The 2,308-nt window shown below is 33.1% G+C and carries 1 protein-coding gene and 1 pseudogene; one reads left to right on the forward strand and one right to left on the reverse strand.

The genetic code is table 11. From position 1 onward, the window contains the following. Positions 1-144: pseudogene (locus tag ACFX4N_RS30995) on the forward strand (GNAT family N-acetyltransferase); the annotation flags it as partial. Positions 145-925: 781 nt separating this feature from the next. Here ACFX4N_RS30995 and aspA read toward each other — a convergent pair. Next, positions 926-2,308, reverse strand: a 1,383-nt coding sequence (gene aspA, locus ACFX4N_RS31000) for an aspartate ammonia-lyase (protein WP_377263826.1), incomplete at its 5' end; no start/stop codon positions are given.

Consider the following 2,308-nt stretch of genomic DNA (forward strand, 5'->3'; position numbering starts at 1 on the left):
GAAATGTTGAACCGAATCATTCAACATTGTGAGCAAAATCGAGTTATTCCTCAACTTATGTGTGTAGAAAATTTGGAGTCTTATTATGAATCTTTAGGATTTAAGAAATACTCAATTGGAATGACAAGAAATATAAAACGATAAATGCTTAATTCCAATCTTGAACTTCACTTAGTTAATATATAAAAAGTTGTTGCTCTAAAACTCAATTTAACATTTTCAAACTACCATAGGCTTTAATTGAATAAGCAACAAAGGGATCTTCTATCGGAGGTTATTTTTTCAAATCGATAATCTGCTTTATGTTAACTAAAATTGTATACGTTTACGGACTTTTCTTTTATATAAGAAATCTATCATTTTTACCGTTCGTTTAAGTTTGAAAATAAATTACGAACGTCTTATTAAAATCACACACTTTTACGGACGTTTTCGGTAGAAAAATAGGAATAAAACTATAAAATTATATAAAAATGGTAATAAAAACAAACCTCAATTTGTCGTCAGTAAGTGTAAATATTTAAAGAATGGGTCCTTTCAGGGTAAAAATCTTCTTATAAATGCTTTAACGTTTATACTCCAAATTAAGCCTTATTAGTTATCCAATTTTATTTTAATGATACATTAGTTGGTGTCTCGCAATCTACAAGTACATTAAAGGAAGAGAAAAAGAGCGCTATAAAGAAGCCTTTCTATTATGGACAAATCCTTTAAAACTTAATTTACATTTAAGGTCATTCTTAAGATTGTTAGAAATGTAAAAGAAGAGAACAATTTAATTATTAAAGTATAAAACTGCCCTCTCATTATTGGTTTTTGTCTAACAAAGAGAGGGCAGTTCGGCTTAATCAACAGTTTTTTTACTAATATTATTTAATTAAATAATCAAACAGATGATAGTAGTGTATTTCATATTAAAACCCGTTTACTCTCTATCAAAAAGGGAATTTCCAGCAATTCCGGGCTTCGTCATTTCATAAGGATTTAAAATAAGATCAAGCTCTTCTTCTGTTAAAACATCATATTTTAAGCATAGATCACGTACAGAATCCCCCTTTAATATGGCTTCTCGTGCGATTCTAGCAGCGACTTCATATCCAATATGAGGATTAATGGCAGTAATAATACCTACACTTTTTTCTACGTATTCTTTTAGATGTGCTTCATTCGCCTCAATCCCTTGCAGGCAATAATCCGTAAATGTTTGAAAAGCATTATTCATGATGCTAATCGATTGAAGTAAATTAAAAACAAGAACAGGTTCCATAACATTAAGTTCAAGTTGACCTGCTTCAGAGGCTAAGCAAATTGTATGATCATTACCGATAACTTGAAAGGCTACCTGGTTAATCATCTCTGGCATGACAGGATTTACTTTTCCAGGCATAATAGAAGATCCTGGCTGACGAGCTGGCAAAGTGATTTCTGCTAGTCCTGCACGAGGTCCAGATGCCATTAGACGTAAGTCATTCGCTATTTTTGACATATTTACCATACAGATCTTTAATGCTGCAGAAACTTCTGTATAAGCATTTGTATTTTGAGTCGCATCTACAAGATGATCGGCATTCTTAAGTGGTAAACCACTGATATTTGCTAGATATCTTACAACATTTTCGATATAACGTGGATCTGCATTTAAACCCGTCCCAACTGCAGTTGCTCCCATATTCACCTCATATAGATGTCCATAGGATTGCTTAATACGTTTCATATCGCGCTCAAGAACACGACTATATGATTCAAATTCTTGACCAAGACGGATTGGAACGGCATCTTGTAGGTGAGTACGTCCCATCTTTATAATAGAATCAAATTGTTCTGCCTTTTTATGAAATACACTGTGCATATAATGCATTGTTTTTAGTAACTTATTTAACAGATTAAGGGTTGCAATATGGATAGCAGTTGGGAATACGTCGTTTGTTGATTGTGACATGTTTACATGACTATTAGGGCTTAAATCGGAATAAGAACCTTTTTTATGACCAAGTAACTCTAAAGCCCTGTTTGCGATAACCTCATTTGCATTCATATTCATTGAGGTCCCTGCACCACCCTGTATTGGATCAACAATAAAATGATCGTTTCTTTTTCCTTCAATAACCTCGTCTGCTGCTTCAATAATTGCATTACCCAACCCATCATATAACCTTTTTGTTTCCATATTAGCAAGAGCAGCAGCCTTTTTAACGATTCCTAATGCTTTAATAAGTTCTGGGTGAATTCGGTATCCTGTTATTGGGAAGTTTTCAACTGCACGTAAAGTTTGAATCCCATAATAAGCATCAGTAGGAACTTCTTTTGT

This window comes from Priestia sp. YIM B13551, from assembly GCF_042787905.1.
GTDB lineage: Bacteria > Bacillota > Bacilli > Bacillales > Bacillaceae_H > Priestia.